We start from the raw sequence: 23,822 nt of genomic DNA, 5'->3' as shown, positions 1-23,822 counted from the left end.
GCGCTGCTGCCCACGGCGGGCGACCACGATCGTGCAGGCCATCCTCGTTCTGCACCACGTCGAAGCCAACCGCTACGCAGGATGAAAAAGGCTCATTGCTATGGACACCGCTAATGGCGGCGCGTCTGCCGGCCTTGGAGATGTCTTGTCGCTCCAATGTCAAGCTTGGGCTTCTGGCCCCCGGCGGCCTCCGAGGGAGGTGCCGCCGGTAGCGTTCTTTGCGCAGCTGGTGACGGAGGCGGTGCGGTGGCGCGGACGTGGTTGTCGATCCGGGTTGAGTTGGTGTCCGGCCGTGGCGAGGACTTCTGGCCTCGCCCAGGGCGGATCTTCGCGGCGGCGCGGACGCATACGTTTGAGCAGTTCGGCGCGGCGATCGATGACGCTTTCGGCCGATGGGACCTGGCACACCTGCGCCTGTTCACCCTTGCCGACGAGACACCGGTCTGCTCGTTCCAGGTCCGGGAAGAGGCCCCGGACGGTGCTGTCGACAGCGACAAGACCAAGCTGAGCCGGCTCACCCCAGGTGAACAGCTCGCTTACGTCTTCGACATGGGTGACGACTGGGCGCACCTGTGCACGGTCGATGAACAGCGGATCGATCCGCTGGAACAGCTCGGCTTCGTCCCGACGGAGCCGACGCCGTACTGGGGCTGGGGGAACCTGCCCGATCAGTACGGTCGACGGTGGGACGGCGACGATGACGAATCGCCGATGCCCAAGCCTCCCAAGAACCCGCTGCGTGATCTTCCTCCGATCCTGCCCTGGTGGGGACCGCGGCGCCGCGGCTAAACCCGGCGGACGTGCCTCAATCGGGAGATAGGGACCAAGCTTCAACTACGTCACGCCGGCAGATCGACACGGCGGCGGACGACATGACAAGACCCTCGTCAGCCCCCAGGGCGACAGCACGGAAACGAGTCAGCCCACCCACCGTGACGTCTCGACCACGGGCGGCGGACCGACCCGCCCAGCGCCGCACGGGGCGGCAGCACAGGAATGAGGCAGCCCGCTACCGCGCCTTGGGTTCCCCGTGAGAACACTTGGGTTCGCGGGAACTTCCGGAACTCTGGCTCTTGATGAACACGAGGACATCCTCGTGCGCGATCAGGTGCATGGGGGTGCCGGCGGCCCGCGCCTTACGGACGGCCTGGAGTTGGAAGAACGACGGCCGGGCCACGAGACCGCCGTCGCGGACGGCGGCGAGCAGCGCCACGCACCGGTCGACGGGGGTGAGACCGGCCCGGATGCCGGCGCCGATGACGGCCGACGGCAGGTCGACCAGTTCGCCGTGCTTGCGCCACGGCCGAGCGGTCACCACGACGACCCCACCGGGGCGTAGGAGAGTGTGGCAGCCGGCGAGGATCTGCGCGAACCCGTCGGCGAGCCCGGTGAGGTCGCGGTAGGCGAGGTTGCCCTTGTCGGTGCCGTCGTTGTAGGCGTTGTCGAACTTCGCCACCCCGTCGGCGCCGGGCCGCACCAGGCCGTGCACGGTCGGCCCATACGGCGGAGAGGTCACCACGAGGGCGACCTGCCCGGTCAGGGCCCCGGGTACGAGCGACAGGATGCGGGTGGCGTCGCCACGGATGACGCCGGCCCGGCCGGTCGCACCCTGAGTGTGGGCGTGCTTGATGTTGGCGTCGGCGATGTCGGACCAGCGGGACTCGTACTCCACGCCGATCGCGTCGCGGCCGGAATGGATCGCCTCGACCAGGGTAGTGCCGATCCCACACATCGGGTCCAGCACCAAGTCCCCCGGCTGGGTGTAGGCGGTGACGGCGTGCGCGGCGATCGCGGGAAGCATCCGCGCCGGGTGCTGCACCGACTCACGGACGTACCGTCCTCGGCGCTGGACCGGTCCGGTGGCCTGCGCGGTCGCCCACACCGACAGGCCCTCCGGGCCGGCAGCAGCCCGATGACCTCCGATCGGGTCGATGGTGAAGGGGGCAGTCGGTGTGCTCTGCTCGTCGGGGTCGCCGACGGTGTCTGCGCGGTGCTTAGCCACGGCCACCACCGCCCTCGCGCCCGCCCCGTCGACGCGGGGCGTCGCGCTGGCTCTGGGCCTGGCTGAAGACCATCAGGTCCGCATGGACTCGCAGGTGCGCCATCTGCCACCGCTGGTCGGTGGTGGTGAGGGTGAGTAGTTCCTCGTCGGTGACGTGGTAGACGAACGCGTCGCCGTCGGTGTCGGCGGTGACGGCGACGAGGTGCTGCAGGTAGCCCAGTCCAACGCCGGCGGCGGCCTGGACCACGCCGGAGAAGTCTTCCGGGCCGGTGGTGGTGCCGGCCGGGACGGTGACGACGAGGATCAGGCAGCCGCCCGGTTGCAGCAGTGCGGCGCAGGCGGTCAGCAGCCACGCCAGCCGGACCCGGTTGGCGGCGGCGTGCTCGTGCAGGGGCCAGCAGGCGACCACGAGACTGGTCGCCTGCTGCAGGGAGCCGCCGGGTGGCGGGTCGGCCGCCGTGTCGGTCGGTGGGTGCAGTTGCGGGTCGGTGAGATCGTCACCGAACCAGGCGCCCATCTCGGGCAGGTCGTCCTGTTCCCCCGGTTCCGCGTCGCCGGTGGTGCCGGCGGACGGGGCTACGGTGGCTGGGCCGATGATCAGGCTGGACGTGTCGGTGAACCACGCGGGGCGGTGACGGCGTGCCCCGGCAGCGCAGGCCTGGGTGAGGGCGTGGTCGCCGGTGATGTCGACGACCGCCTCGCCGGGGCGGCTGTAGGCGGCGATGAGGCGGCCGGCCAGTCGGGTGCCGATGCTGCGGCTGGCGTCGCCCGGGGTGCGGGCGGTGCGCCAGACGGTGAGCGGTACCGGCGGGTCGCCGGCGACCAGGTCGGTCGGTGTCGGGTCGACCTCGGCCAGCGGGCCGGTGTCGACGGTGGGATCGGGATGCGGATTGTGGTGCTGCGGCGTGTGCTCGCTCATGTGGTGTCGGCTCCGCGCCGCGCCGTGGTGCGCTGACACCCTCAAACCGGTGTTTGTCAGCTGTGGCGAACACCTGCCCCTCTCACGGTCATCTCACGAATCTCTGACAGCCGGTTCCCGTCCGCTTAGCTGTCCTGGGGCTCCGGGATGTTCACGCGGGCGCCGACTCCATGGGTCGGATCAATATCGGGAGGCTGCCAGAGCCGACGATCGACCCAGTTCTGTCAGCCGCCCAGTGTCACGGCCACCTCGGCCACACCAGCGGCGTACGCCAATGACACGGAGTGCTGGCCGGCATTGTCAGACCGCTGTCCGACTTCCCCGGACAGCAGCGGCGCCACCGAGGGCACCGGCTCCGAAGCTGTCATTCGGACGGCGGCTCGTCAGACCGTCACGGCCCGGCGGACGGACGCTGTCAGCCGGCACGCCGGCGCACCCCACGCCCCGTGGACGCCGACAGGCGGCGGGGCGTCCAGCCGATCGCGGTCTGTCACTGTTCGCTGTCAGGCACTGTGAGACGGGCTGGGAGGCGTCGTCGGGCCAGCGCCGCGGTGGCGCGTCCTCTCATCCGGCCGCGGCTGCGGAGCATGTCCGTCCGTCTCTGGTCGTGTCAGCGCGCAGGTCAGCGTGGCGTATCAGAACGGTGGACGTCGACGTCGATCGTCAGTGAGCGGTGGTGTCGCGAGAGGCGACTGATGGCGTCGACCCGGTGTCCATGTCGGCCAGCCTGCGTTGTCAGAGGTCCGTGAGGCCGGGGTGGCGCAATGGCGGTCAGGCGTGCCGGCTGCCGCTTCGGCCCGTCATCGACATTCGTCTCTGACATGGGAGTTCCGGACATGACCTCCTCCGCCACCGGCTGGCCCGACTCGCCTCTGGACGCCGTGGACACCGCGTTCGCCGACCTGACCTGCGACCCCGACCCGTTGTCCCTGGACCTCGATTCGCTTGTCGGGCAGCTCGGTGATGACACCGGTCTACCCAGGGGTGTCATCGCGCTGCCGGCGTTGCGGCAGTGGCTGCTAAGGCATCCCCGCGCCTACTCGGTGCGGGACGTGGTGTGGCGGGAGCTGATCCGCCGCGCCCGCCTCGACGGGCCGGCCTGGGTCATCGCCGCGGTCGCCCTGGCGATGCCAGCGCTGCGCCGCTACGCCGGCCAGCTGCATACCGGCTGGGCCGGCGACGCCCACGACCTGGACGCCGAGATCCTCACCGGTTTCCTGACCGCGCTGCGCGACCGGGTTGACCTGGCCCGCCCGGCGCCGTACGCGGCGTTGTGCATGGCCGCGTGGCGGGCCGGCCATGAACTGCGGCAGCGTGCTGGCGCCGAGGCCGTGCCGGTGGACGACCTCGAGCACGTCACCGGCCCGCGTACTCCGAAGCGGCCCTACGGGCATCCGGACCTCCTCGTACGCCGCGCCGTCGAGGTGGGCATCGTCGATGAGTGCGATGAGCAGCCCTACATCGACCTGCGGCTGGGCCGGCGGGCCATCGAACCCATCGCCGCACGGCTCGGCGTGGAGGTCGACACGCTGCGGCGGCGCGTCGAACGCATCGACGTGCGCATCGCCGAAGCGCTCGCCGCCGGGTTCCTTACCGAGGTGCTCTCATCGCGGGTGCAGGAGGACCTCGCCGCGGCGGCCGAGCGACGACAACACATTCGGGCCGCCCGCGGTGCTGGTCCGCGACCGGCCGCGGCGCGGGTGACGCTGGCAGCCGCCTGAGGTGCCATCCCCCGTAGAGCGCCCCCACGCGGGCCCGACCATCTGGTCGGGCCCGCGACCGTGTGCGGCGAGCCTGCCGTGCCGCATCGGCGACCGGTTCCCCATCCATCCCCTGGTACGGCGGCGAACCGCCGTGCCCGTGGGCGGGGGCTGTCGGGACTCCCACAGCGGCGTCCAGGGGATGTCGAGGAGGCTGCTGTGAGGTTCCGGCGCCGACGCTGTGGGCGGCTCCGTCACCAGCGTCGGAAAGGCGTGCTGGCCAGGGCCGCTAGAGGTTTGTGAGGTCGTGTCGGAGCGCTGTGGGACAGGCAGGTGTTCGCCACGGCTCACAAACGCCGGTTTGAGGGTGCGGAACTCCTCCGGCGCCAGCACGACGTGACGCGGAGGTTGGTTTCGCCCGCCGTCGGGCCGGGACATAGGGCTGACACGGGACCGGGTGCCTCGGGTGCCGCGCCACGTTGATGCGCTGACACCTCATCGATCGCCGCTGACCCGAACGGGAGGACGAGCTCCTCCCGAGGTTCACCGCGCTCCCCTGTCCGGCATGTGTCTCCCGCGCCCGGCGGCGGCTCCCCGACCGCCGCTTCGACTATTCGCGCCGGCCATGAGCCGGTGCGGGAGGTGCAGCCACCCATGTTCCCCACGTTGTGGGCACGTTCTCGTGCTCTGACCATCGCGCTGTCCACGCTTCGCCGCGTCGCCCGGGTCGCCGCGCCCGCCGCGGCTGCCCTCGGGATGCTGGCCGTGCCCGCCGTCGCCTACGGCGACGCCGGTGAGCCGGTCATCCTGGCCGTCAACGACCTGCCCACCGTCATCGCCAACCTGCAGGCCTGGGTGATGGGCATCCTGGCCGCCGTCGCCACCCTGTTCCTGGTCCTGGCCGGTGTGTACTGGGCCACCGCCGGCGGCGACCCCGTCCAGGTCGACAAGGCCAAGGGCGCGTTGAAGAACGCGCTGATCGGCTACGGCCTGGCCGTGCTCGCGCCCGTCCTGCTGAGGGTCGTTCAGGGAATCGTCGGAGGCTGACGATGGCCTGGGCGCTCAACCAGATCCTCGACTGGTTCGCCGGTCTGCTGCTGGACTGCCTGAACGGGCTCATCACCGCGATCACCCGCGCGCTGCTGATCACCCCGGACGTCACCGCGCTGCCGCAGGTGCAGGCCCTCACCGGACGGTCGGTCTGGATCGTCGACACCGTCTTCGTCCTGGCGTTCGTCACCGCTGGCGTTCTCACCATGGTCGCCGGCGGTGACGAACGCGCCCGCTACACCGTCAAGGATCTCCTGCCGCGGTGCGTGGTCGGGTTCGTCACCGCCCACTTCTCGCAGCTGATCGCCGGCACGCTGATCGAGTTCGCGAACGCGTTCACCACCGCCCTGACCGCGCAAGACTTCAACGGTGACGGGGCCCTCGACGCCGTCAAGACCCACCTGATGGCCGCACGGGAGCAGAGCGCCGGTCTGCTGTTCGTCGTCTGCCTGGCGATCATCGTTGTCCTGCTCGCCGCCACGGCCTGCAGTGTGATCGTCCGCTTCGCGGTCGCGCTGGTGCTCACCGCGGTCGCGCCGATCGCCCTCGCGTGCCACGCCCTGCCGCAAACAGAGGGTGTGGCCCGCCTGTGGTGGCGGTCGTACGTCGCCATGCTGGCGATCCCGGTGGTGCAGGCGTTCGTGCTGTTCGCCGGCCAGTGGATGCTGCTGGACACCAGCGCCATGCTGCCGCTGCTGGGCCTGCCGGTCGAACCGGGCGGAGTGCTCAACCTGTTCGTCGTGATGGTTTTGCTGTGGACCACGGTCAAGGTGCCGGGGTTGATGCGCCGCTACGCCACGAGCGGCACAGGCGGGCGTGGCGGCAACCCGGTCGGCGCGGTCGTGCGGGTCGTCGTGGTCCAGCAACTCACCCGCGGGCTGCGCGTCCCCGGCCTGGGGGCGGTGCGGCGATGAACCGCGACCGCCGCGACGAACAGGCCGTCACCGCCCGCATGCCCGCCGACGTGGACGCGCCGGACAAGGTGCTCTACGGGCTGACATTCCGGCAACTCGCGATCCTCGCCGTCGCCGCCGTCATCTTCTACGGCGCCTGGCGCGCCCTCCACGCGATCGTGCCCGCACCGGTGCTACTCGGCGCCGCTGTCGTCCTCGGCGGCCTGGTGTTCGGCCTCGCGGTCGGCCGCCGCGACGGACTGCCCATGGACATGTGGCTGACCGCCGCGGTCCGCCACTCCCGGGCACCACGCGCTCTGTCCACCACCGACACCACCGCGAAAACACCCGACTGGGTGCAGGCCCCGGCGTCGAAGGTAATGCTGCCGGCCCCGCTGAACCTGCCCGCCGACGCCATCGACGACCACGGGGAGATCAGCCTCGGCGGTGTGAAGGCGGCGATGGTCGCGGCGACCAGCGTCAACCTCGCGTTGCGTACCGCCGACGAGCAGGCCGCCCTGGTCGGCACCTTCGGCCGCTGGTTGAACTCGCTGTCGACGCCGACGCAGATCGTGGTGTCGGCGCAGCCGGTCGACCTGCACTCCGCCGCCCGCACCCTCGCCCAGGCGGCGGACGCCATGCCGCACCCGGCTCTCGCGGACGCGGCGGCCGACCACGCCCGATTCCTCGACGACCTCGCCGAACGGCGGGACCCACTGCGCCGGCAGGTCCTCATCGTCACCCGCACCACCAGCGGCGAGCGCAGCGAGCACGCCGCCCGGCGCCGCGCCGACCAGACGGTCCGGTCGCTGTCCGGGCTGGGCGTCACCACCCGCGCCCTCGACGGCCACGCGACGACCGCCGCCCTGGCCGCGGCCGCCGACCCGTACCGGCCGCCCCGCCCCGGCGGACTCGCCGCCCCCCACACCACCATCACCGGACCTCCGGTCAGGAGGCCACGCACCAGGAGGACATCGTGATCTTCGTCAGGCGCCGACGCGCCTCGCACGACGACAACCCCAGCGCCAGCCCGCCGTCCGCAGGACTGGCGGCGGCGGTGGCACCGGCTTCGGTGGAGGTCACGCCCCGGTTCCTGCGAGTCGGGGACGGCTACGCCGCCACGCTGGTGGTGACCGGGTATCCGGCCGAGGTCGGGCCGGCGTGGCTGGAGCCGCTGCTGTCCTGGCCAGGCCGCCTCGACCTCGCGTTGCACATCGACCCGATCCCCGCCCCGGTAGCGGCGTCCCGGCTGCGCAACCAACGCGCCCGGTTCGAGTCGTCCCGGCGGGCCGATGCCGAGAAAGGGAAGTTGGCCGACCCGTCCGTGGAGGCCGCCGCCGACGACGCCGCCGACCTCGCCGAACGCCTCGCCCGCGGGGCGGCGAAGCTGTTCCGCGTCGGCCTGTACCTGACTGTGCACGCCCGCACCGAGGCCGAGCTCCTCGACGCGTGCGCGCAGGTGAAGGCCGCGGCCGCGTCCACCCTGATCGAGGTGCAGCCCGCGACGTGGCGGCACCTGCCCGGCTGGACCACCACCCTGCCGCTTGCGACCGACAGCCTGCAGATGCGCCGCACCATGGACACCCAAGCCCTGGCCGCCGCGTTCCCGCTCGCGTCGGCGGACCTGCCCGCGCCGCTGCCCGGCGACCCGGCCACCACCGGCGGGGTGCTGTACGGGGTCAACCCGGACTCCCAGGGCATCGTCTGGTGGGACCGGTGGGCGCAGGAGAACCACAACAGCGTGATCCTCGCCCGCTCCGGCGCCGGCAAGTCCTACTTCGTCAAACTCGACGTGCTGCGCAACCTGTACCAGGGGGTCCACGTCGCCGTCGTCGACCCCGAGGACGAATACCTCCGGTTGGCCGACGCGGTCGGCGGCACCATCGTGCGGCTCGGCGCACCCGGCGTGAAGATCAACCCCCTGGATCTGCCGGCCGGAGACGGCCGCCCGGACGTGCTCACCCGCCGCGGCCTGTTCCTCCACACGCTGATCAGCGTCCTGTTGGGGCAGGTACCGCCGCCCGCCGAGCGCGCCGCCCTGGACCGGGCGATCCTGCAGGTGTACCGGCAGGCGGGCATCACCGCCGACCCGGCCACCCACCACCGGCCCGCTCCCCTGCTGAAGGATCTGGCCGCGACATTGCGGGCCGACGACAACGGCGCCGCCCACGAACTCGCCGCCCGGCTGGCGCCGTGGGTGGCCGGGTCGTTCTCCGACCTGTTCGACTCACCGACCACGACCCGCCCGGACGGGCACCTCGTGGTCTGGAGCCTGCGGCACCTGCCGGACGAACTGCGCACCGTCGGCACCCTGCTCGCGCTGGACGAGATCTGGCGGCAGGTCGACCTCCCCCGGCAGTACCGCACCACCTCCTCGCCGCAGGCGCGGCGGCTGGTTGTGGTGGATGAGGCGTGGCTGCTGATGCGCGACGGGGAAGGCGCCCGGTTCCTGTTCAAGATGAGCAAGGCCGGCCGCAAGCGCAACGCCGGCCTGTCGGTCATCACCCAGGACGTCGCCGACGTGCTCGGCACCGACCTCGGCCACGCCGTCGTCGCGAATGCGGCCACGCAGGTGCTGCTCAAGCAGGCCCCGCAGGCCATCGACCAGGTCGCCGACGCCTTCGGCCTGACCGCCGGAGAACGACGGATGCTGCTGTCGGCCCGGGTCGGGCACGGCCTGCTGATCTCCGGCACAAACCGGACCGCGTTCGAGTCGATCTCCTCGCAAGCCGAACATCTTCTCGCAACCACCACACCGTCCGACCTCGCCGACCTCGACGACGGGGAGGAGGACCTGTGACACCGCCCCTTGTCGCATCGCCGCCGCCGGCACCCAGTCCTTCCGGGCCGGACGCCGGTGTCATCCTCCCGCCGAACGCGCCCGCGCGCTGGGTTCTGCACACCGCCGAATGGGTGGTAGACCGGCCGTGGCTCCTGGCAGTCGCCGCCGCCCTGCTGGTCGCGTCCGTCGCCGGGCGCCACCTGCTCGACGGGTGGCGGCATCGTCGCCACGCTGACCGGGCCCGCCTGGTCACGGTCGCTCCACCACCGGAGGTCGACCCGCACAGCGCCGCCGCGCTGTGGGCGAACCTGCACGGCACGCTCACCCCGTCGCGCCCGCGCCGGCTGCTGTACGGCAGTCCGCACGTGGTGTGGCAGTACACCTGGACCGGCCGGCAGCTCCTCATCTCGATCTGGGTGCCCGGCACAGTGCCGGCCGGGGCGGTCGAGGCCGCCGTGCGGGCCGCCTGGCCCGGCGCCGCCTGCACCACCGACGACCAGGCCCCGTGGCCGATCCCACTCGACATGCCGGCCGCCGTCGGCGGCCACCTGCTCCCGACCGCCGCGGAGTGGCTACCGATCAACACCGACCACGACAACGACCCGCTGCGGGCGCTGATGTCCACCGGGTCGCAGCTCAAATCGGACGAGTACGCCTGCGTGCAGATCCTCGCCCGCCCCGCCGCCCCCCGCCGCGCCGCACGCGCCCGCCGCGCCGCCGGCCGGCTCCGCGACGGCAAAACGGCCGTACCGGCCATCGATCCCGCCGCGCCGCTGCTGTGGCTGATCGAGGCGTTTCTTCCCGGCCGCACCACCACCCGCAGCGGCGGCCAGCCGGCCGGCCGCCGGGATCCCGGTGTGGAGCGGGACGTGCGGGCGATCCTCGACAAGACCGCCCAGCCGCTGTGGACGATCGGTATCCGCTACGCCGTCGCGAAGAACAACCACCGTGGTGGGTCCCGGCCGCAGGCCAGGCTACGCGGTATCGCGGACGCGGTCGCCTCGTCGTTCGCCGTGTACGCCGGCCGCAACCGGATCGCGCACCGGGCGCGGATGGCGCAGCCGGTGGCCGTGCTGGCCACCCGGCGGCTCGGATCAGGGTTCCTGGCCTCCACCCCCGAGCTGGCCGTCCTGGCCGCGCTGCCGCGGGATCTGGCCGTGCCGGGGCTGGATCGGGCGCGGGCGAAGTCCATGCCCGCCCCGGTGGCGGTACCGACCGGCGGCCGAGCCACGAAGGTTCTGGGTGACGCCGAAGTCGGTGGCCACGCGGTGGCCCTGTCCGTGGCGGATGCGAGGTATCACCTGCATGTGGTCGGGTCGACGGGCTCCGGGAAGACGACCCTGCTGGTCAACATGGCCGTCGAGGACATCAGAGCCGGCCGGGGCACCGTGGTCATCGACCCGCACGGCGACATGGTCCTCGACATCCTCGACCGGCTCCCCGCCAGCGTCGCCGGGCGGGTGGTGCTGTTCGACCCCGACCAGCCCAACCCGCCCACCCTCAACCCGCTGTCCGGCGACGACCCTGACCTGGTCGTGGACAACCTCGTGTCGATCTTCGGGAACATCTTCGCCAAGGCGTGGGGGCCGCGGATGGACGACGTCATGCGGGTGGCCTGCCTGACCCTGCTGCGGCACGCCAACGTCACCCTCCAGCACATTCCGCCCCTGCTCAACTCCGCGCAGTTCAGAAGCGCGATGACCGTCGGCCTGGACGACCCGGCCGGCCTGTCCGGGTTCTGGCAGTGGTACGACCAGCTCAACCCGGCCCTGCGCTCCCAGGTCATCGGTCCCGTCCTCGCGAGGTTGCGGGCGTTCCTGCTGCGGGACTTCGTCAAGCGCACCATGCGCTACCCCCGGTCCAGCTTCGACATGGGCAAGGTCCTCGACGGCGGTGCGCTCCTCGTCAGAATCCCGAAAGGCCAGCTCGGCGAGGACACCAGCAAGCTGCTCGGCTCCCTCGTGCTGGCCCAGGTGTGGCAGGCCGCCACCGCCCGCGCCAGCGTGCCCGCCGACCGACGCCGGGACGCCACGCTGATCATCGACGAGTGTCAGAACTTCCTGACCCTCGCCAACAGTCTCGACTCGATGTTGGCGGAAGCGCGGAAGTACCGGCTGTCGATGGTCCTCGCGCACCAGGACCTGGCCCAGTTCCCGAAGGACCTACTGGCAGCCGCGTCGGCGAACGCCCGCAACAAGCTGTACTTCTCCGTCGCCCCGGAGGACGCCCGCGTGCTCGCCCGGCACACGCTGCCCGAGCTCGATGAGCACGACCTGACGCACCTGGACGCCTACACCGCCGCCGGGCGCCTCGTCGTCGGTGGGCGGCAGACGCCGGCGTTCACCCTCAAGACCCGGCCGCCGAAGCCGGTCGTGGGTGAGGCGACGGTGATCCGGCAGGCCGCAGCGGAGGCGGTGCCGGCGCAGGACACCAGCGCGATCGACGACCTCGTCGACCGGTTCTCGGCCCGACCTGACGACAACCGCCGGTCCCGTGGCAAGAGCGCTCCGAAGGCGAACACCTGAACGCCGCAGGACGGTTGACGCGAGATCGACAGATCTGTCGACCGAGGTCGACCGAGTCCCGGTCGCCCCTTCCGTGCGGGCTTCACCAGCCCTTCACCACCGATCATCACACCGCACTGACAGATCCGGCCGTCCGGGTCTGTCAGTGCCGCTCACCGGCCGTGTCCAGCCTCCGGTGACCATCTCACCGAACTCAGACACCCTCCCTCGGAGGGACTCCTCTTCCGCTTGGAGCATCCACCGTGTCCACCAACAACTCCGTCTCCCGCTCGGCTTCTGCCTCTTCCTCCGCCTCTTCGTCTGGGTCCCGGTCGTCGTCTCGTCTTGCTCGTCTTGACCGGCTTCGTCGGTTGACCGCCCGTGATCATCAGCTGTTGCGGTGGCTCGCCGAGCACTACGTGCTGTCCACCGACCAGATCACTACGGCGCTGTTCCCATCGCGTCGCTCGGCCCGGCTCCGACTCGCCCAGTTGCACCAGATGGAGGCGGTCAGCCGGTTCGCCGACGTCACCACCGGCAGCGGCCAGTACCTCTACACCCTCGGACCGCTCGGCACCGTGGTCCACCCCACCCAGTTCAACGACCCGAACCACGCCGGCGTCCGCGCTCCCCGGACCAGCATCGACCGCACCGAACGCATCATCGGCAGCCGCCGCCTGCCCCACCTGCTCGGCACCAACCAGCTGTTCATCGACCTGCTCGGCTACGCCCGCACCGACGAAAACGCCCGGCTGGCGCGGTGGTGGTCCGAACAGCACACCACCGCCGCCTTCGCCGCCGCGTCCTACGCCGCCGGCAGCGGCACCGGTGTCCAGCCCGACGGACACGGCATCTGGCACGCCGGAGGGCGCACCGTCGGGTTCTTCCTCGAACACGACAATGGCACCGAACCCCTCGGTACCGTGCTGCGCAAGCTGCGCGCCTACGAGCAGCTCGCCCGCTACGGGCCCCGCTACCCGGTGCTGCTGCGCGTCCCCGGCCGCCGCCGCGAGCAGCACCTCCTCGACGCCCTCGCCGGGGTGCCCACCGCCATGCCCGTGGCCACCGGCCTTCACGGCGAGCACCCCGCCGGGCCTGCCTGGACGCTGACCACCGACCCCGGGCCGCGCCGCTGGCTGCACGAACTGCCCTGCGACCACGGCCCGGACAACCCGGCCACCAACCCGCACCGCTTCCCCGACACCGACCCCAGCGGCCCCGACCCGGAGCCCTGACATTCACCTTCACCGCACGCGCAGAGCAGCCGTCCACCGTCGTGGGCGGCTGTGAGACCGACCGGATCTCACAGTCCCGCCGTCCCTCGCCCGCGTAATCGAGCGGTCGTCTGACAGTGCAGGTCGACGGCACTACTGACGATCATGACGGCGGCCGGCGCTGACAGATCCGGCCGCTACCTTCATCGGCACCACCTTCACCCATATATCGCTCCACCCGGTCCGGTCCCACCTCGGGAACCACCGCCGCACCTCACGGTGCGCTCCGCCCACCCGCCCTTGTCGGCCGGTCGGCGCCCGCGCCGCGCGGCGACCCTCAGGTCGCACAGCACCACCAGCACGAACCCGCACCATCCCGCTCCACCAGCAGCCCTCTGCTGCACCCATCCCTGTTCGTCCCGTGAGTCGACCCATGTACCCGGTGGGCCGGCCGCTTCCGCGCGCCCGACAACGCGCCCTACCGAAGGAGGAACCCCAGATGACCGCAACCAACGGTGCCGCGACTCCGCTGAGCCGCTTCGGCACCCGCGTGCCGACGGTGACGCCCCGCCCGGGCCCCAAGCTCACCCCTGCGGCCACCACCGCCAGCACCACGGCGCCCACCAGCCCGGTGGTCGCGCAGACCGCGACGATCAACACCATGATCGTCTGCCTGCCCGACGGACTGCCGTCGCAGGCCCTGACCGCCACCCAGCTCGACCGGCACTTCGGCGTGTCCGGCACCCTGCAGCCCCGCTTCTGGGCCATCCCGGACATGTGGCTGTGGCAGCGGCGCGACCTGGTCGCACCTCGCAAGGGACGTCCGGTGTACTGCGCCGGCGGACCGGTCAAGCTGCTCGACCTCGCCGCCATGCGCCACGCCGCTGGCGTCGGCGCCGGCATTCGCCATCAACTGTGGCAGCAGGTCGTGCACGGCACCCGGCCGGCCACCCCGTGGCCGACCCTGCTGGCCCGTCACCTGGCGGACCCCGCCCGCTACCCGCGCGAGCGGGCCGAGGCGGACTTCCACCAGCAACCCCGCGTCAACGCGATGCGGATGCACAACGCGGCCAGCTACGGCGCCGCCCGCCTCGGCCCAGGTGAGCTGGAGATGTTCCAGGCAGGCCCGATGGCCTACCAGCACTACAGCGCCACCACCGCCGTGTGCGGCGACGCCCTGCTCACGCCGGACGGGCACAAGCTCGCACCCGCGAGCGACGCCCTGACTCACCGGGTGACCTACCTCGAGCAGGCGATGCGGTACCTCGACACCGTCGAGACCGACCAGCGGCTGCTCGCCGTCGCCCTGTAGCACCACGGCACCGGAACCGGTCGGGCACCACCGCCCATCCCCTTCTTCCCTGGGGATCGGCGGCGACCCGACCGGCTCCACGCAACTCCACCCGCGCCGCGCCGGCTCCTGGCAGCAGACGCAAGCTCTACCGCCGCGCCCCTGAGGCTTTTCGAGCCCTGCGACGCACACCCCGCCACGACCAATGCAGCCACTGCCCCTACGCCACGTCCATTGCCACCTGAACCACGCCCGCCTGGGACCACGACCGACCCGCTTCTGCGGGCCACGCGTCGTCGTACCCGCGGGCCGGAGCAGCGTGGCGTGGACTCGCTGCCGGCCCCGTGCGGGCACCGCCCGGCGCCCCGGGCTGGGGCGCCTCGCAAGCCTGGCCAGCGAAGCGGCCGACCTTTCCCTCTTCCACACATCAGGAGGTTTCCCGCCATGTCCGATCGACTGTGGTTCCGCGTCGACGACGTCCTGCCGCTCGCCGAACACGCCGCCTCCACCGGCGCGCACCGTAGGACCCGGCAGCAGTACCGGGCCGGCGTCCCGGACCAGGCCGCGCTCATCTGGTCCCACGACATCGACGGTGACTGGTTGTCCTCCAACGGCGTCCCCCGCTGGTACGACGCCGACGGCGCCGACCACCGCGTCCGCGCCGAAACCTGGACCCACACCGCCACCGGCGCCACCGGCAACCCGATCCCTACTGACGACGGACACGGATTCCTGCCCCTGCACACCGAACACCTCGACGGCCGGCGGGACCTGCTCGACCTGCTCCGCTGCGCCCGCCGCCACGGGATGCGCTGGTTCGGGCTGCACCCGGACCCGGCGAGCGACGTCCGCTACCGCGTCTTCCGCAGCCGCGGCGACATCAGCCCGCCGCTTGCCACCTGGACTCCGGCGACGGTGACCTGCGACGTGGTCGGCGGCGGCGCCTACCGCGCCATGGTCGCCACCGGCTACACCACCCTCTCCCGCGCCGGGGTGCTGTGCCGCTTCCCTCGGTTCGCGGTGCAGCGCATGGCCGCCCACCTCGACGCCCTCTACCCCGGTGACATGCCCGGCGAGCATCCCCGGCTGCGGTTCGACGGCGACGAGGTCACCGTCGAGTGGGAGGACGACGACGGCCTGGGCAGCCGCTGGGTCGAGCACGACCGCATCGTCCCGGATGCCAACCGCTGCTACGCCATCGGCGCCTACCAGTGGCCCTGGATCCGTGTCGCGTCCGAGGCGACGACCCGCGCCACCGACCCGGAGGGCCGGTCGCGGTGATCGTTGACGAGGTGTTCCACCAGCGCGGCCACGGCACCTACGAGCTGACCCGGGTGCACCACATCGACGGGTACGTCCTGCGGGTTCGGGTCTGCCGCGATAGCTACGCCACGCAGAGCACGGCGGTCGCTGAGGTCCTCACCCCGCTGTTCACCTGGACGATCATCGCGAGCAGCCCCGGTAGTGGCTGGCACCGCACGACCCCGTCCACGCCCCCGGACGCGACACCGCTGATCACGGTCGCCGACGAGGTGCTGCAGCGGGCCCGGCGGATCCTTCCCGTGCCGCCTCCGTTCACCACGCCCGGCCGCTAACCCGCCGAGACCACACCTTCCCGCGCCGCCCTGCCGGCCCGGTCGCACCTCGCGCACCAGCGGACGCCGTCCGGCACCGCGCCTTCCGAACCTCCATCCGCCCGCCGCATCAAGGCGGCCGACCTGGGTCCGCGGTCCACCGTCGCTGACCCGCCTTCTCACTGGCACCACCTGGCCGATGCCCGGCGACCCGCGCACTCGCGCACACCCGGGCACGGCCGTGCCCGGGTTTCCCGCCCTCCAGAAGGGAACCCCTCTCATGAGATCCGCCACCAGGCCGTCCTCCGGCCGCCAGCCCAGCATCGCCGTCATTGGCGGCAGTATCACCGGCCCGGTCACCGCGCTGCTGTTGCTGCACGCCGGATTCGACGACGTCACCGTCTTCGAGGCCGCGCCGGCGTCCGCGCCGCTGGGCGGCGGCCTCATCGGCCTGGAACACCCCGCCCTCGACGTGCTCGACCGCCTCGACATCGGCCAGCACGAGTTCGTGGCCCAGACTCCGAGGCCATCGTTCAAATGACCGTCCGCGACCGCCAGCCGGCCGAGACGATCCGGCGTACCTATCCGGGGCGGAACACCACCTGGACGCTGCTGCACCAGGCGCTGATCCGCCGCCTGCCCGCCGGTGTCCTGCACACCGGTATGACGGTCACCGCCCTGGCCGAGCAGGCCGGTCGGCCGGTGCTGCGGTTCCGCGACGGCCACACCGCGGCCGCCGACCTGGTCGTGTTCGCCGACGGCCGGTCCTCCACCGGCCGCCGGCTGCTGGATCCCGAGCGGGCCCTGCGGTACGCGGGCTACGTCGCTCACCGCGGCATCGCCGACATCGCCCCCGAGCCCGGGCTGCGGGATTTCCTGCGGTTGCAGCCCTGCCCGGGCGTGCAGTTCAACCTCGCCCCGGTACCCGGCGGCTGCGACTGGACCTTCTACCTCGACTGCACCCGCGCCGAGTACGCGCAGCGGTTCGGCGCCGACCCCACCCGCCGGGTCTTTGCCCTGCCCCGGCACGTCAGCCCCGCCGCCCGCGCCCACGTCGACACCCACGCCGACCTGCTCCTCCCGGCCGACCACGCCGCCGTCGTGCACGCCACCACCACCCGGATGGCGGTACCGGTCCTCGACATCACCCCACCGCAGCGCATGGTCTGGCCCGTCGGCGCCGGTCACGCCGTTCTGCTCGGCGACGCCCTCGCCCCCGTCCGCCCGCACACCGCGCGCGGCGCCAACAACGGCATCGAACAAGCTGCCGGCCTCGCTGCCGCCCTCACTCAGCACCGCAAGTACCGAGCTGACCTCACCGCCGCCCTGCACGGCTGGCAACGCCGACACCTGCCCGCCGCCGTCGCCGCTGTGCACCGCGGGCCCGTCATCGGCCACCAGCTCGGCCTCGGCACCCACCAGCCCGCCTAGTAACCCACCCGAGAGGAAAGGAGGTGGCCCTCGTGGCCACCAAGACCACCGCGATCCTCATCGACGACCTCGACGGCTCCACCGACGACGTCGCCACCTACCAGTTCGCCTTCAACGGCGTCACCTACGAGATCGACCTGTCCGCCGGCAACTTCGACCGGATGGCCGCGGCGTTCGGCCCGTTCATCACGGCCGGACGGCGCCTGCCGAAACAGCCCCGGCCACCACGGCGGCAGGACGACACCGCGACCGGCCGCACCCAGAGCCAGGAGATCCGCACCTGGTGGTGGACCGTGAACTGGCAGGAGCTGAACCTGCCCCAGCCACGAACCGGCGGCGTCATCCCCGCCGCGGTGCGCGACGCCTACCACGCCGCCCACTGACCCCGGTCCCTACCGTGCCGTCCGGCGGGCGATCACCGGGCGGCACACCTGGACGCGCCTCGCAGAGTCCCGCATCCCGGGCAGACGACTTGATCAAAACCCGATCCGAAGCGTGCATCAGTGCACGCCTCACTCACCAACCCCTGCCGAGGGCAGGAGAAAGGGGGCCACGCGCCCATGACCAGCACCCCCACCAGCACGACCACCGACACGGCCGCACCAGCGCCACTGGCACCCAGCGTCGAGAAGGTCCTCGCCGCGCTGCACCGGCTCGGCGAGGCCACCGCCGCTGCCATCGCCACCGACGCCGGCCTCGGCTACTCCACCACCACCCCGAAACTGCGCACCCTGGCAAGCGCGGGACTGGCCGAGCCCACTCGAAGCGACACCGGACCCACCCTGTGGCGGCTGACCGACGCCGGCCGCGCGCATACCGAACAGGGCGGACACGGTGAGCCCGCAGCGGAGCCCGCTACCCGCGACACCGACACACCCGGTACCTCCGCCGGTCACGGTCCGATCGGCGGCGACAGGCAGGGCACTGGGGAGGCTGACGACAAAGACGGCGACGATCGGCCAGCCGTTGAGGTTGCCGCCGGCGGGCAGCCGAACGCCCTCCAGGAATCGGCATCGCCGGCTCCTGGTGATGCCGACGCGGTAGCCGAGGCGGCCGCTGAGGCCGAGGGCACCGACACCGAGCACGGCGACGACAACGCCCGCTCGACTGCCGAGCTCGAGGTGTCAATCGCGGCCGACAGCATCGGCCAGGCCATCGGAGCGACGTCCGCAGCGAACGATGCGGACGCCGAACCGGCCACACCGGATGGTCTGCCTGCTGGCACGGCCACCGACAGCACCACGGGTGAACCCTTCACGGAAGCACCGGCCGCACCGCCGACCACGCAAACGACGGGCGAGGCGGCACAAACCCCTACCCGGCGGGCGTCGGGCTCCCTGCGCGGCGCGATTCTCGACGTCCTCGAGGCCAACCCCGGCCGGCAGTACAAGGTCAGTGAGCTGTGCAGGCTGGTCGACCGGGCCAACGAGGGAACCGGCGCGAAGAAGGCCAGCGCGGGCGCGGTCCACAACGCCGCCGTGAAGCTCGTCGGAACCGGGCGAGCGGTCCTGGTCGCCGAGAAACCCGCCACGTTCGCCCTCGCCGACCCGACCGTCTGAACGATCCCGCCCTGCCGGTAGCCCGGGGGCGGGCGTCGAACTTCCCGGAACCACGCCCGCCTCCGGTGCTCCTTCCATAGAAAGGAGCGTCCGAAGTGTCTCCCATCCTGACCTCGATCGTCACCGCCGCCGGTGGAGTCCTCGCCGGTCTCGCCCTCGCCGCAGCGCTGCTGTGGCGCCAGCAGCAGGCGCTGGCCCGCGCCCGCTACGCCGCCGGCCACGACGACACCACCGGCCTACCGAATCGGCGGGCCCTGCTCGCCGCCCTCACCCGCGCCACACGCGCCGATGCCCCGTTCGGGCTCGTCCTGCTCGACCTCGACGGCTTCAAAGCCGTCAACGACACCTTCGGCCACGAGGCCGGCAACGAGGTCCTCACCGAGGTCGGCCGGCGGCTGGCCGCCCTGCGAGGGCCGGTGCGCCTCGCCGCGCGCCTGTCCGGCGATGAGTTCGCCCTGCTGGTCGACGGCGGCCCCGACGACGTTGCCGCCGCCGCGCGCGCCGCCTGGCGGGCGGTCGGCCGCCATTCCGTCGACCTCGGCGCGCACACGCTGACTCTGCGCGCCAGCGTCGGGCATACCAGCGCCGCCCTCGGCGTCAGCCCGCGGGCCCTGCTGCACCAGGCCGACACCGCGATGTATCAGGCCAAACAATCCGGTGCCGGAGTCCATGGCGCCACCGCCATCAACAGCCGCACCGGTCCCCCGCCGGGTTCCCGCCCGCGGGACCTGCGTCGCCGCTAACCGCTAACGGACACCGAAGGGGGTCGCCCGCCGACGACGTGCGCGAGGACAGCGTTCTGCCGCGTCTCGGCGGGCACTCGTGTATCGACGTTGCCTGGCAAGATCACGACGGGAGGTAGGTCATTGCAGTACACGTGGGTTTCGTCGGCTGGCGGGCCGCTGCTCGTCGCCCCGCAATCGGCGCTGTCACTGTGGAGCGGCGCTGATAGCACGGATGGACCCGTGGAGAGCTGGGGGGACTACGGCCGGGCGTGCGCGATCGACGGTTACGTCGGCGTGGTCGCCATCGGTCAGCGGCAGGCGCTTGTTCTGGGCGACGAGCCGGCAATGACGACGTACCTGTCCTCGGAACGGCTGTTCCTGCGGTGGGCAGCGGCGTACGAGGAAGACGATCTGGTGAGCGCTGCCCGCCGAGCGGTACGTGATGGCGTGGATTGGGACGCAGATAACAATGTCCGTTGGGTGGTGGACGGGCCAGTTGTGATGTTCGATTCGGCGTGGCCGGGGGCGGAGTTGGAGCCCGACAACCACCTCGTGATCGATCTCTGCCCGGGCGAATACCGGGTCCGTGCGACGTATCGCGCCGATGGTGACACCTGGATGGTCCTCGTTCAGCTTCAACCCGTGTCATGAACTCGCACGCTTATGCCCCTGACCACCTTGCCGTCGATTTCGGAGTCGCGCTCAGCTCAGACGGTGTCGGCGGTACTGCGGGGAGATCTCGCCGACCTCGATCCCGTTCTCGTCCAGGGCGTTGTAAATCGTCAGCCAGTCATCGGCGAATCGCAGACCCAGGGCCACGCTGCCGTCCGCCATGTCGCCCCCGACGTACTCCAGGAGCTCCACCTCCGCCAGGCGCTGCCCGTGTCGAGCAGCCAACGACGCGGGAGCATCGTCGCGCCACCGCAGGCGAAAGCCATCCGATGTCGGCCATACCGGCGCCCGGGTCACGTCGATCGTGCACCAGGTGATCGAGATGTCGTCGAACTTCTGATGGTTGATCTCCAGGCGTTCCTCATCGAAGTCGAGCACCATCGGGCAGTCGGCGAACCACGAATCGTCGTCGTCATCCCAGACCACCCAGGTGGACGTCAGCCTGCGGCCCACGAGGCCCCGTAGTCGCTGGGCGTGACGGCTGGCGATGTCGGATATTCCGTGGCGCCAGTCTGGCTGGTAGCCGGGGATCCCGAAGTTGAACGTCATCGGGGCAAGGTAGTCCTGGTCCGGGCAGCCAACGACACGGCATCTGGGTCTACCGCGTAGGGCGCTGCGCGTAGCGTGACGTCCTCAGGTGTTGCAGTGGCCTGGTATGCGGTCGAGTTCCTCGAACCGGCAGGATGAAGCAGGGCCGCGGAGCTGGGCCGGCCTGTCTCGCTCATCCGCCGCGCCGCACGAAGCCTGCCACCGAAGCCGGCAATTCGTCTTGCGGCATGTCCTCGTAGCCGGGACGGGCGAAGTCGAACAGAAGCACGATGCGGTCGCTGGAGCCGTAGTTCCACGCCTCGTGCGTGACGGTGTCGTCGAAGACGAGGCTCTCGCCCTCGCTCCATTGCCGGGTCTCGTCGCCCACGCGCAGCGCGCAGTCCTCTGGCACGACCAGCCCGAGGTGGGCGCGGTAGACGGTCGTCACCCATCCCTGGTGGGGCTTGATGTGGGTACCAGGAGCCATTCGAGAAAACCCAGCGGTCGTCAGGTGAGGGACCTTCGTCAACGCGGAGGCGGTGTGCGGGCACGCGTCGAGCGCTTCCTCGATCCGTTTCCCGAAGGCGACGAGGCCGTACACGCTCCAGCCCTGGCCGTACATCTCGCGTTGCACCCATGGCTGATAGGTCTCCCGAGGCAGAGCAAGGCACTCGTCCCGGATGACCTCCCACTGTGCCCGAAGATCGGCCAGGAAGGGAAAACGCCGCTGATCCACGAACATGAGACAGCATGATGCACCAACGAGGGGCGATGTGGGCTGCGGCACCGCCTCGTGTAGGCGGTCGTGGCAATGGCCCTTGTTCACAGCATTTACAGCTCTAGCCGCACGTTCATGCACGTTCCGGTCACCGGCCCACAGCGGCCGGTTCCCAGCGAGTAGCAAACCTGGGCCGGTGGTCGGCCGTCGCCACCGCCGGCAAGGCTTCGCGCCTCGACCGCTGCACGTCCGGCGTATCCGGTTGTGCTCCGGAACTCAACCGCCAACACCGATGACGCCCGACGACGGCATCCATCGCGCCTTCATCGACCCGCTCGGCGACAGCAACGGCCAGCCGTCTCCCGGCCGCTGCTCACCACCGTCGACCCCACCCACGTGCGCCGTGATTGCGCGCAGACCACCGGTGGCGGGCGCTGCTCGACCGGGCCCGGCTTGTCGCCCGCGTCGCGCAGGTCGAGGAAGTGGGCGGTGACCCCTCGCTGCTGTGAGGGCCGGTGACCTCTCACCCCGTCCAGCACGACTTGACCTCGATCAAGAGATGAGCGTCGATCAGCGCTGGTCGTCGTCTGTCGTCCGGACGTCAGCATTTCCCAGGGCCCTGGCGCGTGTCGGGCGGCGACCGTGCATGCCCGAGATCCGTCGACCGAAGGGCCATCCGCCATGGCACACCCCGCACACCCCGAGGACCGCAGCCGGCGTCCCAGCGACCGCACCGCGCTACCGGTGGACGTCACCGACAGGCTTCTGTGGGCGCTCGCGGTCGACGTCGCCGCCGCCCACCACCCGGGACCCGACGGTGCCTGCACGAACCTGCAGTGCCGCGGACAGCAGGGTCCTTGCTGGGCGCTGCGCACCGCCCGGCGCGCCGAACAACGCGCCCGCCGCGCCGCCACCGTCGCCCCGCGGCCTTCGCCGGGTCCGGCCGCGATCGCACGCGGGCGCGCCGCGGTTCCCGCCATGCCGCGTCGCTTGACCGGCTGGTTCACCCCGGCCCATCCGCCGACACCTGTGATGCGGCCCGCACTCGTACCGGGCGCGGTGCCGCCGGAATCCCGGCTGGACCGGCGCCCACCAGTGGCGGCGTCGGCCGCCTGAGCACGCACCCTGGAGGCAAACCGTGAACTTCCTACCGAACGACACACTCGCCGGCTACGCCCGCACCGCCGTGGACCTGCGCGCCCGCATGGTCGACTATCACCGCAGTCCGCTCGCGGCGCAGTACCTGCAGGCGTTCTTCGGCAGCCGTCTCGCCGACCACCCCAGCCCCAGTTCCGGGGGCATGGCGAAGGTCCTCACCGCGGTCCGTGCCATCACCGCCAACCCGTGGCGATTCGGCGAGCCGTACGTCATCGCCCCCGCGATGACCGCGATCATCGCCGCCGCCGCGGCGGCCCTCGACCTGACCGGCGAGGTGCTTCCCGCCGACGTCGCCCCCGACGACGGCGGGGTGCTGTTCCTTCCCGAACCGATCTACCACCGCGGCGTCAGCGGTGAGGTGTCCTCGATCGGGGCGATCACCTGGGCCCGCACCACCAACACCAGCAGCGGCCGGTCCTTCTGGGCCATCGCCGGCTGGGCCGACCACCACGACGCGCACGACCCGGCGGCGGTGCGCCGTCGTGTGCAGCTCGCTGACCGGCCCGACCTCGCCCGCCAGTTCGGCCCCTATGTGCTGACCGACTTCACCGAGATGCCCATCGGCCGGCCCGTTGACCCCCGCCCCGACCTGCCGGTCCTCGACGGGGACGACCGCGACTGGGAACCGGCGCCCGACGGCCGGTTCTGTATTGACGAGACCACGACCGCGATGCGGGCCTGCGCCGCTGTCGCCTATGCCTTCTGGCGTATCCAGGCCCAACCCCTCGCGACCGTCGCCGCCGCCCCCTTGGACCGCGCTGCGCGCCGCCGTGCTGTGCGGGCCAGCATCCGCCATGACACCCGTGTGGTCATGCTGCGCCGCACCAGCCCTCTCGCCGAACCGCCCGACGGCGAGCCCAAGTGGCACTACCGGGTGCGGTTCGTCGTCCGCGGCCACTGGCGACGCCTCATCGACCGCGACGGCCACCCCTACCGCATCTGGATCAACGCCCACATCAAAGGCCCTGACGGGGCGCCCTTGCTGCACGGCGAGAAGGTGGCCGTCCTCGCCCGCTGACTCCTGCACCTGCCCGAAGGCCGCGCGCCGCCGCTCCACAGGCCCGCGTGGCCTTCACCGTCCTCGCGACCCGCCGGCCCGCTG

Annotated in this window: 21 protein-coding genes and 2 pseudogenes; 19 read left to right on the top strand and 4 right to left on the bottom strand. The window is 71.6% G+C overall.

The genetic code is table 11. The annotated features are described in order from the left end of the window. Together FB454_RS27620 and FB454_RS27615 are read left to right on the top strand one after the other, a co-directional pair. Window positions 1–85: pseudogene (locus FB454_RS27620) on the top strand (IS5/IS1182 family transposase); the annotation flags it as partial. A gap of 161 nt (window positions 86–246) precedes the next feature. After that, window positions 247–789 carry an IS1096 element passenger TnpR family protein gene (locus FB454_RS27615; RefSeq protein WP_013285006.1) on the top strand — a complete coding sequence of 181 codons (543 nt, stop codon included), beginning with the start codon at window positions 247–249 and terminating at the stop codon, window positions 787–789. 220 nt (window positions 790–1,009) lie between these two features. On the opposite strand, the gene FB454_RS27610 is transcribed toward FB454_RS27615, so the two are convergent. Both FB454_RS27610 and FB454_RS27605 read right to left on the bottom strand, forming a co-directional pair. Further along, complete coding sequence (locus FB454_RS27610; RefSeq protein WP_145823789.1) at window positions 1,010–2,011, bottom strand: DNA methyltransferase; 1,002 nt, start codon at window positions 2,009–2,011, stop codon at window positions 1,010–1,012. Further along, window positions 1,995–2,921: a hypothetical protein gene (locus tag FB454_RS27605; RefSeq protein ID WP_114919801.1), complete on the bottom strand. Its 927-nt coding sequence runs from the start codon at window positions 2,919–2,921 to the stop codon at window positions 1,995–1,997. The genes FB454_RS27610 and FB454_RS27605 overlap by 17 nt, the downstream gene beginning before the upstream one ends. An 836-nt stretch (window positions 2,922–3,757) precedes the next feature. On the opposite strand from FB454_RS27605, the gene FB454_RS27600 reads away from it, so the two are divergent. The 15 genes and pseudogenes from FB454_RS27600 (at window position 3,758) to FB454_RS27525 (ending at window position 20,295) form a co-directional block, all read left to right on the top strand. Next, the gene (locus FB454_RS27600) at window positions 3,758–4,642 is read left to right on the top strand and encodes a hypothetical protein (protein ID WP_013285003.1); all 885 of its coding nucleotides are present in this window, start codon (window positions 3,758–3,760) and stop codon (window positions 4,640–4,642) included. 633 nt (window positions 4,643–5,275) lie between these two features. Next, on the top strand, window positions 5,276–5,668 hold the full coding sequence (locus FB454_RS27590; RefSeq protein ID WP_013285002.1) for a pilin: 393 nt from the start codon (window positions 5,276–5,278) through the stop codon (window positions 5,666–5,668). Window positions 5,669–5,670: 2 nt separating this feature from the next. Beyond that, a complete protein-coding gene (locus tag FB454_RS27585) occupies window positions 5,671–6,585 on the top strand; it encodes a TrbL/VirB6 family protein (protein ID WP_013285001.1) in 915 nt (304 codons plus the stop codon). Further along, window positions 6,582–7,544: a PrgI family protein gene (locus tag FB454_RS27580; RefSeq protein WP_013285000.1), complete on the top strand. Its 963-nt coding sequence runs from the start codon at window positions 6,582–6,584 to the stop codon at window positions 7,542–7,544. Before FB454_RS27585 ends, FB454_RS27580 begins: the two co-directional genes overlap by 4 nt. Further along, window positions 7,541–9,364, top strand: a complete 1,824-nt coding sequence (locus FB454_RS27575; RefSeq protein ID WP_013284999.1) for a VirB4 family type IV secretion system protein — start codon at window positions 7,541–7,543, stop codon at window positions 9,362–9,364. The genes FB454_RS27580 and FB454_RS27575 overlap by 4 nt, the downstream gene beginning before the upstream one ends. After that, window positions 9,361–11,871 (top strand): helicase HerA domain-containing protein, encoded by a 2,511-nt coding sequence (locus FB454_RS27570; protein ID WP_145823788.1) that lies wholly within the window; start codon window positions 9,361–9,363, stop codon window positions 11,869–11,871. The genes FB454_RS27575 and FB454_RS27570 overlap by 4 nt, the downstream gene beginning before the upstream one ends. Window positions 11,872–12,245: 374 nt before the next feature. Further along, the gene (locus tag FB454_RS27565) at window positions 12,246–13,085 is read left to right on the top strand and encodes a replication-relaxation family protein (protein WP_013284997.1); all 840 of its coding nucleotides are present in this window, start codon (window positions 12,246–12,248) and stop codon (window positions 13,083–13,085) included. A 478-nt stretch (window positions 13,086–13,563) separates the two neighbouring features. After that, a complete protein-coding gene (locus FB454_RS27560; protein WP_013284996.1) occupies window positions 13,564–14,376 on the top strand; it encodes a hypothetical protein in 813 nt (270 codons plus the stop codon). A 423-nt stretch (window positions 14,377–14,799) separates the two neighbouring features. Continuing rightward, complete coding sequence (locus FB454_RS27555; protein ID WP_013284995.1) at window positions 14,800–15,636, top strand: hypothetical protein; 837 nt, start codon at window positions 14,800–14,802, stop codon at window positions 15,634–15,636. After that, window positions 15,633–15,950, top strand: coding sequence for a hypothetical protein (locus tag FB454_RS27550; protein ID WP_013284994.1), 318 nt, complete (start codon window positions 15,633–15,635; stop codon window positions 15,948–15,950). Before FB454_RS27555 ends, FB454_RS27550 begins: the two co-directional genes overlap by 4 nt. A gap of 259 nt (window positions 15,951–16,209) precedes the next feature. Beyond that, window positions 16,210–17,360, top strand: a pseudogene (locus tag FB454_RS27545) (FAD-dependent monooxygenase). A gap of 32 nt (window positions 17,361–17,392) precedes the next feature. After that, window positions 17,393–17,743, top strand: coding sequence for a histone-like nucleoid-structuring protein Lsr2 (locus tag FB454_RS27540; RefSeq protein WP_013284992.1), 351 nt, complete (start codon window positions 17,393–17,395; stop codon window positions 17,741–17,743). Between the two features lie 177 nt (window positions 17,744–17,920). Then, window positions 17,921–18,919: a hypothetical protein gene (locus tag FB454_RS27535; protein ID WP_013284991.1), complete on the top strand. Its 999-nt coding sequence runs from the start codon at window positions 17,921–17,923 to the stop codon at window positions 18,917–18,919. 95 nt (window positions 18,920–19,014) lie between these two features. Next, window positions 19,015–19,662 carry a GGDEF domain-containing protein gene (locus FB454_RS27530; RefSeq protein WP_013284990.1) on the top strand — a complete coding sequence of 216 codons (648 nt, stop codon included), beginning with the start codon at window positions 19,015–19,017 and terminating at the stop codon, window positions 19,660–19,662. 123 nt (window positions 19,663–19,785) lie between these two features. Further along, window positions 19,786–20,295: an immunity 21 family protein gene (locus FB454_RS27525; RefSeq protein ID WP_114919799.1), complete on the top strand. Its 510-nt coding sequence runs from the start codon at window positions 19,786–19,788 to the stop codon at window positions 20,293–20,295. Window positions 20,296–20,346: 51 nt separating this feature from the next. Here FB454_RS27525 and FB454_RS27520 read toward each other — a convergent pair whose 3' ends face one another. Together FB454_RS27520 and FB454_RS27515 are read right to left on the bottom strand one after the other, a co-directional pair. Beyond that, complete coding sequence (locus tag FB454_RS27520; RefSeq protein WP_013284988.1) at window positions 20,347–20,865, bottom strand: hypothetical protein; 519 nt, start codon at window positions 20,863–20,865, stop codon at window positions 20,347–20,349. A gap of 172 nt (window positions 20,866–21,037) precedes the next feature. Further along, complete coding sequence (locus tag FB454_RS27515; protein ID WP_013284987.1) at window positions 21,038–21,586, bottom strand: aspartyl/asparaginyl beta-hydroxylase domain-containing protein; 549 nt, start codon at window positions 21,584–21,586, stop codon at window positions 21,038–21,040. 657 nt (window positions 21,587–22,243) lie between these two features. Here FB454_RS27515 and FB454_RS27510 point away from each other — a divergent pair. Continuing rightward, window positions 22,244–22,678 (top strand): hypothetical protein, encoded by a 435-nt coding sequence (locus FB454_RS27510; RefSeq protein ID WP_049794816.1) that lies wholly within the window; start codon window positions 22,244–22,246, stop codon window positions 22,676–22,678. 22 nt (window positions 22,679–22,700) lie between these two features. Then, on the top strand, window positions 22,701–23,738 hold the full coding sequence (locus tag FB454_RS27505) for a hypothetical protein (protein ID WP_013284986.1): 1,038 nt from the start codon (window positions 22,701–22,703) through the stop codon (window positions 23,736–23,738). Window positions 23,739–23,822 lie beyond the last annotated feature (84 nt).

This window comes from Micromonospora sp. CNZ297, from assembly GCF_007827625.1.
This window is presented reverse-complemented; position numbering and strand designations above follow the sequence as displayed.

Bases quoted from the DNA above. Each gene is read 5' to 3' on its own strand.
- FB454_RS27535 (WP_013284991.1), top strand. From the start codon at position 17,921: ATGACCAGCACCCCCACCAGCACGACCACCGACACGGCCGCACCAGCG.
- FB454_RS27560 (WP_013284996.1), top strand. From the start codon at position 13,564: ATGACCGCAACCAACGGTGCCGCGACTCCGCTGAGCCGCTTCGGCACC.
- FB454_RS27555 (WP_013284995.1), top strand. From the start codon at position 14,800: ATGTCCGATCGACTGTGGTTCCGCGTCGACGACGTCCTGCCGCTCGCC.
- FB454_RS27600 (WP_013285003.1), top strand. From the start codon at position 3,758: ATGACCTCCTCCGCCACCGGCTGGCCCGACTCGCCTCTGGACGCCGTG.
- FB454_RS27585 (WP_013285001.1), top strand. From the start codon at position 5,671: ATGGCCTGGGCGCTCAACCAGATCCTCGACTGGTTCGCCGGTCTGCTG.
- FB454_RS27520 (WP_013284988.1), bottom strand. From the start codon at position 20,865: ATGACGTTCAACTTCGGGATCCCCGGCTACCAGCCAGACTGGCGCCAC.
- FB454_RS27590 (WP_013285002.1), top strand. From the start codon at position 5,276: ATGTTCCCCACGTTGTGGGCACGTTCTCGTGCTCTGACCATCGCGCTG.
- FB454_RS27515 (WP_013284987.1), bottom strand. From the start codon at position 21,586: ATGTTCGTGGATCAGCGGCGTTTTCCCTTCCTGGCCGATCTTCGGGCA.
- FB454_RS27605 (WP_114919801.1), bottom strand. From the start codon at position 2,921: ATGAGCGAGCACACGCCGCAGCACCACAATCCGCATCCCGATCCCACC.
- FB454_RS27580 (WP_013285000.1), top strand. From the start codon at position 6,582: ATGAACCGCGACCGCCGCGACGAACAGGCCGTCACCGCCCGCATGCCC.
- FB454_RS27510 (WP_049794816.1), top strand. From the start codon at position 22,244: ATGGCACACCCCGCACACCCCGAGGACCGCAGCCGGCGTCCCAGCGAC.